Origin of the sequence: Flavobacterium sp. (genome assembly GCF_036405015.1) — a bacterium.
Classification (GTDB): Bacteria; Bacteroidota; Bacteroidia; order Flavobacteriales; family Flavobacteriaceae; genus Flavobacterium.
In genome coordinates this window covers 1-7,543 of sequence record NZ_DASWYK010000007.1, presented here as the reverse complement: position 1 = coordinate 7,543, position 7,543 = coordinate 1, and the positions used below count along the sequence as shown (strand labels likewise).

General features: G+C 32.2%; 9 protein-coding genes. 6 read left to right on the top strand and 3 right to left on the bottom strand.

The genetic code is table 11. The features are described 5' to 3' along the window. The first annotated feature begins 125 nt into the window (after positions 1–125). The 6 genes from VGE71_RS00780 to VGE71_RS00755 all read left to right on the top strand — a co-directional run bounded on the left by VGE71_RS00780 (position 126) and on the right by VGE71_RS00755 (position 5,475). The gene (locus tag VGE71_RS00780; RefSeq protein WP_331136595.1) at positions 126–854 is read left to right on the top strand and encodes a carboxypeptidase-like regulatory domain-containing protein; all 729 of its coding nucleotides are present in this window, start codon (positions 126–128) and stop codon (positions 852–854) included. Then, positions 844–1,599, top strand: coding sequence for a hypothetical protein (locus tag VGE71_RS00775; protein WP_331136594.1), 756 nt, complete (start codon positions 844–846; stop codon positions 1,597–1,599). The genes VGE71_RS00780 and VGE71_RS00775 overlap by 11 nt, the downstream gene beginning before the upstream one ends. After that, positions 1,596–2,102: a DUF6702 family protein gene (locus VGE71_RS00770; protein WP_331136593.1), complete on the top strand. Its 507-nt coding sequence runs from the start codon at positions 1,596–1,598 to the stop codon at positions 2,100–2,102. Before VGE71_RS00775 ends, VGE71_RS00770 begins: the two co-directional genes overlap by 4 nt. 65 nt (positions 2,103–2,167) lie before the next feature. Continuing rightward, positions 2,168–4,411 (top strand): M1 family metallopeptidase, encoded by a 2,244-nt coding sequence (locus tag VGE71_RS00765; RefSeq protein WP_331136592.1) that lies wholly within the window; start codon positions 2,168–2,170, stop codon positions 4,409–4,411. A 153-nt stretch (positions 4,412–4,564) separates the two neighbouring features. After that, entirely contained in the window at positions 4,565–4,912 is a 348-nt protein-coding gene (locus VGE71_RS00760; protein ID WP_331136596.1) for a Sec-independent protein translocase subunit TatA/TatB, read from the top strand. Then, positions 4,912–5,475, top strand: coding sequence for a phosphatase PAP2 family protein (locus VGE71_RS00755; protein WP_331136591.1), 564 nt, complete (start codon positions 4,912–4,914; stop codon positions 5,473–5,475). Before VGE71_RS00760 ends, VGE71_RS00755 begins: the two co-directional genes overlap by 1 nt. Positions 5,476–5,741: 266 nt before the next feature. Here the strand turns inward: VGE71_RS00755 and VGE71_RS00750 are convergent, their stop codons facing one another. From VGE71_RS00750 to VGE71_RS00740, 3 genes are all read right to left on the bottom strand, one after another. Then, positions 5,742–6,383 carry an O-methyltransferase gene (locus VGE71_RS00750; protein ID WP_144215353.1) on the bottom strand — a complete coding sequence of 214 codons (642 nt, stop codon included), beginning with the start codon at positions 6,381–6,383 and terminating at the stop codon, positions 5,742–5,744. 113 nt (positions 6,384–6,496) lie between these two features. Further along, a complete protein-coding gene (locus tag VGE71_RS00745) occupies positions 6,497–6,895 on the bottom strand; it encodes a hypothetical protein (RefSeq protein ID WP_331136590.1) in 399 nt (132 codons plus the stop codon). Between the two features lie 163 nt (positions 6,896–7,058). Next, the coding region (locus tag VGE71_RS00740; RefSeq protein WP_331136589.1) for a hypothetical protein at positions 7,059–7,543 on the bottom strand (485 nt) is incomplete at its 5' end.

The following is a 7,543-nucleotide window of genomic DNA, read 5'->3' as shown; positions in this document are numbered from 1 at the left end:
CAAAGGCTTTGAATATTATGCTGTAGAAAATGAAAAATTTACAGTGATTTTAAATTCTAAAAATAAAACTTCAACAGAATTTCTTTTAGGAGAATTGGCGGTTAAGTATAAAGAAATTATTGCGAGTGAGAATAAGTAAATCGATATTGGCTGTTGTGTTGTTGGTTTTTGTTCAGATTGGTTTTGGGCAAAAAAACGATTCAAAGCAGATAGTAGGAAAAGTGCTGGAACAGTCTGTTCCGATTGAGGGAATTAATGTTATTAATAATACTACTCAGTTGGCAACAGTTTCGGACTCTGAGGGTAATTTTTTGATTACTGCTAGAGAAGGCGAGGTTTTGGTTTTTTCTGCAGTAAATCTGGAACCGCTTAAACGCAGGGTTACTTCGGCAGATTTCTATCCAAATTTAATGGTCGTAAAAATGATTGCTAAGGAAGTTGAGTTAAAAGAGGTTGTTGTAAATGAAAATGCCAATATCACAGCCGAAAATTTAGGAATTATTCCATACGGACAAAAGAAATATACACCGGCAGAACGAAAAGTTTATACTGCTACTTCTACTTCTGTAGATAAACTTTTAAATGCAATGTCGGGTCGTACTACAATGTTGAAAAAAGAGGTGAATGTAGAGAAAAAAGAAGCCCTTTTTAGGAAACTGGAATATCTTTTTGAAGAGAATTATTACACAGACAGATTGCGAATTCCTGTTGATGATATCAAAGGATTTCAATTATTTTGTGTGGATGATGCTGATTTTGCTGTATCTTTGAATACTAAAAACAAAACAATGAGTATGTTTTTAATCACAGATCTAGCAAGAAAATATCTAACAATTCTCGAAAATGAAAAATAAATTAGGAGTACTCGTTGTCTGCTTATTTTGTCAAGTTATCTTAGGGCAAAACGGTTCAAGGAAACCATTACACGGTCAGGTTATAAATGATTTTTTAGCCATTGAAAGTGGTTATGTAATGAACGTCAATGCCAATGTAAGAACATTTATTGGTTCTGGTGGTTTATTTGATATCATGGCGCGGCCAAAAGATACGCTGTTGTTTTCTGGAATAGCATTTCAGTCCAAAAAAATTGTTCTTACAGAAAAAGATTGTGCTGAGATTTTATTTAAAACAAAATTGGATTTAGTTAATAATGAACTTAAGGAAGTTGTAGTTCATAAAGAATTAAAAGTAAAATCTTTAGGTGGTGGTTCGCAAGGTATTGTAGATATGCAGTTTGAAGATGATAAGCAATCGACAGCTAAAAATAATGCAATGCTTTCTGATCAAACCATTAAATACGGAATGGATTTCGTTCGTATTTTTAAAGATGTTAAAAAGCTTTTAAGCAAAAAAGAAGATATAAAAGAAGAAGAAGTAACAGATATTGCTTTTGTAGAATATGCTAAAGACAATTTTACAAAAGATTTCTATACCAAAACTTTAAATCTTAAAGAGGATGAAATTGAATTGTTTTTAATGTACTGTTCAAATGATCCACACTCTAAACAAATGGTTGATCCTGATCAAAAATTTCAATTAATAGATTTTATGATCAACAAGAATAAAGAATTTAAGAAAGTGGCTGCCGCTAAGAAATGAAAAATAAATTAGGTTGCTGTCTGTTGGCAGTTTTGTTTGTGTTGTCTTCGGCATTTACCTTTCATAAGTTTTATGTAGGTGTTTTTCAGGTAAATTATGCTCCTGAGAAAAAAATGCTCCAGATTACTTCCCGCATTTTTATTGATGATTTAAATAATGCGATGGAAAAAAAATATCGCAAGAAGACTTTTGTTGGAACAAGCAAAGAAACACAGGCAGATGTTGATTTGTTGAAAAAATATCTTTCTGAAAATTTCTCAATTAAAGTTAACGGACAACCTAAAGAAATAACTTTTTTATCTAAAGAAGTCGAAGCAGACGATGTTTTGGTTTGTTATTCAAGAATTAAGAATATTGACAAGTTTAAAACTCTGGAAATTTCAAATAGTGTTTTGTTAGATTGGAATTCAGAACAGCAAAACATTACACATATTACAGCATTTGATACCAAAAAGAGTGTTCTCTTTACAGAATCTTCAAGGAAAGAAGTGTTAAAGTATTAATGAGGGTGGAAAAATATGGTTTTAATTATTATTTTCACGACCTGATAAATTACCATTAAATTTTTATGAAAAAAATTTCATTATTATTGCTTTTTCCTGCCATGTTAATTGCACAAGAAAAAGCAGCAACCACGCCTGTAAAGCAGCAGGGCAAATACGATACAAATAAGTTTAGCCAAATGTATGATTTGCTGGCGACTCCAAATATGTTTCGTACTGCTTCGGGTGCGCCAGGACCGGCCTATTATCAACAACAGGCAGATTACAAGATTGATGTTGAGCTGGATGATAAAAATTCAAAATTAACGGGGTCTGAAACCATAACTTACAGCAATAATTCTCCTGATAGTTTAGAATATTTATGGGTGCAACTGGATCAAAATCAGGCCAGAGCAAACGGACAGACTTCTTTGGCTGAAGGGGAAAAAATCAATCAGGTTTTACCACTTGAAGGGTTTTCTTCTAAATATTTAAAGAAAGATCTAGAACGTGGATTTAATATTGAACAAGTTAAAGATGCGAAAGGAAATGCATTATCCTACACGATCAATGAAACCATGATGCGTATCAATCTAACTTCTCCTTTAAAACCAGGTGAAAAAATATCATTTTCAATAAAATGGTGGTACAATATCAATAATTATAGAAAAGAAGGTGGGCGTTCAGGATATGAATTGTTCGAAAAAGATGGCAATAAACTTTATGTTATTGCTCAGTTCTATCCAAGAATGGCAGTTTATAATGATGTAGAAGGTTGGCAAAACATGCAATTCTGGGGAAGCGGAGAGTTTGCGCTTCCTTTTGGAAACTTTGATGTAAATATTACTGTTCCTGCAGATCATGTAATTGATGCTACAGGAGAATTAATGAATAGAAGTGAAGTTTTTACTGCAGAACAAGTAAAAAGATACGAGCAGGCTCAAAAATCATTTGATAAACCTGTAGTTATTGTAACTCAGGCAGAAGCAGAAGCAGCTGAAAAAGGTTTCTCTGAAAAGAAAAAAACTTGGAAATTCAGTGCTAAAAATGTTCGTGATTTCGGAATTGCTTCTTCAAGAAAATTCATTTATGATGCGATGGCTGTGAAATTGAATAATAAAGTGGTTATGGCAGAATCGGTTTATCCAAAAGAGGCAAATCCGCTTTGGGGAGAAACTTCAACCATGACAGTGGCTCATACTTTGAAAAGTTATTCGGCGCATACATTTGATTATCCTTATCCAAAAGCGGTCTCAGTTTCGGCAGAAGATCAGGGAATGGAATATCCAATGATTTGCTGGAATTACGGACGTCCAGATGAAAATGGTGTAACAAGCAAAGAGGTTAAAAACGGAATGATTGGAGTTGTTATTCATGAAGTTGGACACAACTTTTTTCCGATGATTGTAAATTCTGATGAACGTCAATGGACTTGGATGGATGAAGGTTTGAATTCATTTTTAGAATATATAGCAGAACAGGAATTAGATTCGAATTTCCCTTCGAGAAGAGGTCCGGCAAAAAACATTGTTCCATATATGAGTGGTGATCAAAAGTTTTTGGAGCCAATTATGTCTAATTCTGAAACGATTCATCAATTTGGGAACAATGCTTACGGAAAACCTGCTACGGGTCTTAATATTTTAAGAGAAGTGGTTATGGGAAGAGAATTGTTTGATTATGCTTTTAAAACGTATGCCAACAGATGGAAATTTAAACACCCAACTCCTGAAGATTTCTTTAGAACGATGGAAGATGCTTCTGCTGTAGATTTAGATTGGTTTTGGAGGGGATGGTTTTACTCAACTGATTTTGTAGATATCGGAATTAAAGATGTAAAACAATACTATGTTTCAGATACGCCAACTGCAGATATTAAAGATGTAAAAGTTAGAAAAGGACGTTTTGGATATGAAAAAGGGCCTTTCGTTTATTTGGTTTCGGGAGATAATACAGAAGTAAATCAATCTAAGAAAAAAGCCTTAAAAATTGAAGATTTCAAACCTTTGGCAGATTATGTAGATCAGACTTTTACAGCTGAAGAAAAAGCAAGCATTAAATCTCCTAAATATTTCTATGAAGTAGAATTTAATAAACCAGGTGGAATGATTATGCCGATTTTGGTTGAGATTACTTATGAAGATGGTTCTAAAGATAATTACAAATATCCAGCACAAATCTGGAGAAAGAGTAATGAAACTGCCAAAAAAGTATATGCTACAACTAAAGCAATTAAGAGTATTCAAATCGATCCAAAGCTGTTAACAGCAGATATTGATGTTACAAATAACTCTTGGCCGAAAGTAGAGGCAAAATCAAAATTTGAATAAAAAGAAATAAAATTATATTGAAAAGTTCATCAGGTTCTAAAAGCCAGATGAACTTTTTCTTTTTAAGAAATGTATTTTAAAGGACTTTTTAAGTTAATTTTAAAACTCAACGCTGCAAAATTTAATATCTTTGCAACAACAAAAATTAAAGTTATGTTTGGTATAGGAGGAGGAGAATTAGTTTTTATACTGTTTATAGTACTAATGCTTTTTGGTTCAGATAAAGTGCCAGAAATCGCTCGTACAATGGGTAAAGCTATGGCTCAATTAAAAAATGCAACGAATGATATTAAAAGTGAAATTCAAAAAGGAGCAGAGGCAAATGGTCTTGATTCAAAATCTTTGAATGATATCACTGGAAATATCAATGCAGAAATTAATAATGCAAAATCGAATTTGCTTGGAGATACAGGAAATCTCTTAGGTGATACTTCAAATGAAATCGAAAAAGTAAAGGAAGATATTGATTCTCTTTCTGGTCCTATTAAACGCCAAAGATAATGCTTGAAACAATAAAGGAATTAGATACAAAACTCTTAATATATCTTAACGGATTAGGTTCTGAAACTTATGATAAACTTTGGTTGATCATAACCCAACAATTGTATTGGACACCATTTTTTATATTTCTTTTCTATCTTATTTATAAAAAAATAGGAGGAAAACAAACTTTGTATTTACTGCTTTTTATTGCCATTTTGATTGCTTTTACAGATCAGACCTGTAATTTATTCAAACATACTTTTCAACGTTTACGTCCTTGTAATGATCCTGAAGTAAATACAATTATTAGAGTGGTGCAGGAAAGAAAATCATTTAGTTTTTTCTCTGGACATGCAGCAAATACAATGGCTGTTGCGACTTTTTTATTTTTGGTTTTAAGACGTTATTTTAAATATTTAGGCTTCTTGTTCTTATGGCCTTTAATTTTTGCTTACAGCCGAATTTATTTAGGGTTACACTTTCCAGGTGATATTCTGGCAGGATATTTCTTCGGAGCACTTTTTGGATTCTTAATCTATTTGGTTTACAAAAAATTGAAACCGCAATATTTTCCGGGATAGTTTTTTTTGGAAGGTGCTAAGATTCTGAGATACTGAGGTTCTAAGTTTTTTAGCTTGATGTAAATTTTAATGAGTTGCCTCCAGTTTTAGCTGGAGATTTCTAGATACAATTAAGAAGGCTTTAGCCAAAAATACGAGTAGTATTTGGCTAAAGCCTTTTTTAGATAAATATTATGTCTCCAGCTAAAGCTGGAGGCAGCTCATTTAAACTTCTAGTAAATTAAAACTTAGAACCTCAGTATCTCAGAACCTTAGTACCTCAAAAACTATAATACTCTAGAAACTGTCAATCCATCACGAATTGGCAATAGTACAGTTTCTACTCTCGGATCATCTTTCAATAGCTGATTGTATTCTAAAAGCACTTTTGTGCTGACATCATTCGGGTGAACAGGATCTAGAATTTTTCCGCTCCATAAAACATTGTCAGATAAGATAATTCCGCCTTTATTCATTTTGGGAACAATCATTTCCCAATAATTCAGATAGTTTTCTTTATCTGCATCAATAAAAACCAAATCAAATTTTAGATCTAAATCGGGAATAATATTTACTGCTTCACCTAAATGCTGAAAAATTTGTTTTCCCCAAGGTGATGCGTCAAAATATTTTCTTTGAAAATCGACCAATTCTTCTTTGATATCAATAGTGTGTAATTGTCCATTTTCCTGCATTCCTTCGCATAAACATAAAGCGGCGTAACCTGTGTAGGTCCCGATTTCAAGAATGTTTACTGGACGAATTAGTTTTGATAACATGCTTAAAACGCGACCTTGAAAATGCCCGCTTAACATTCGTGGTAAAAGTATTTTCTGGTAGGTTTCCTTGTTTAGTTTTGCCAACAATTCTGGTTCGTTTTCAGAATGTTGTTCGATGTAGTCTTCTAATTCTTGTGATATAAAATGCATTTTGTAGTATCTTCAATTTTGAAGACAAAAATACAAAAAATATTGGCTCACTATTTTGCATAAAAAAACCATTCGTTGTTGCGAATGGTTTCTGTTTGAGTTTTAAATGAAAATTATTTTTTCAAAGCTTCATTTACTTCTTTTGCTGTTTTTACAGTTCCGTCTTTTGCTGCTTTTGCTGCATTTTCAACTTTTTCTGCACCTTTTTTAGTAGCATCTTTTACGTCATTTGCAGTTTTTTTAGCTGCAGTTTCAACATCATTTGCTGCTTTTTTAGTAGCATCTTTCACATCCTGAGCTGCAGTTTCTGTAGCATCTTTTGCTTTTGCAGCGGCACTTTCTGCTTTGCTTACTGCGCTGTCTTTTACTTCTTTGATATCTGTTGTCAGAGAATCAACTTTGTTGCCAAGTGTTAATTCGTCTTCTGCAGGCTTGTTTTCTTTTTTCTCGCATGATTGAACAGCGAATGCTAATAAAGCAATAACAGCTAAACTTAAAATCTGTTTTTTCATAATTTCAATTTTTTTTAGGTTGATAAAACTTAAAGGTTAATGGCTGAAAAATAAAAATACAAATTTTAAAATGATTGAGCTCTTTGTAAGATTATTTTTCTTTCGAGAGCAAGACAATTCTTGTGCCAAAAATTTTGAATTTGAAATGAGATGATAATTTTTTTTAATTTTTATATAAGCTGAAATTGATAACAATATCATCTTTCACTTTTATTAATCCAGCCATTTTAACTGGAGCTTCTAATTCAATATCTGAGAATTTTAAACTAAGAGTTCCCTGAATTTTATCGTCGGTATTGTATAATATGAAATCTTTGTATTTTAAGGTTTTATCTGTAATATAGAAGTTTAGTCTGCATTTATAATTTTTCCCGTCTCTTTTTATATCTGAAATACTAACGGTGCTGTTCGGGAATTTTTTAACTTTTACAGTTCCCTGTAAATCTTTCGTCATTATTTTGTTGCCGCAATCAAAGTTTGACATTTTAATATCGGTATTGAAAGCATTTTTTTTAACAGAGTTTACATAAACTGTATCCTTTATATTAAAGGTATTTGAGCAATTATATTTGCCAACAGTAGATAGTCCTGTGATTTCTATTTTAATTTTATTTATTACCACAGCGGTATCTTCTGGGAAAAAAGTGG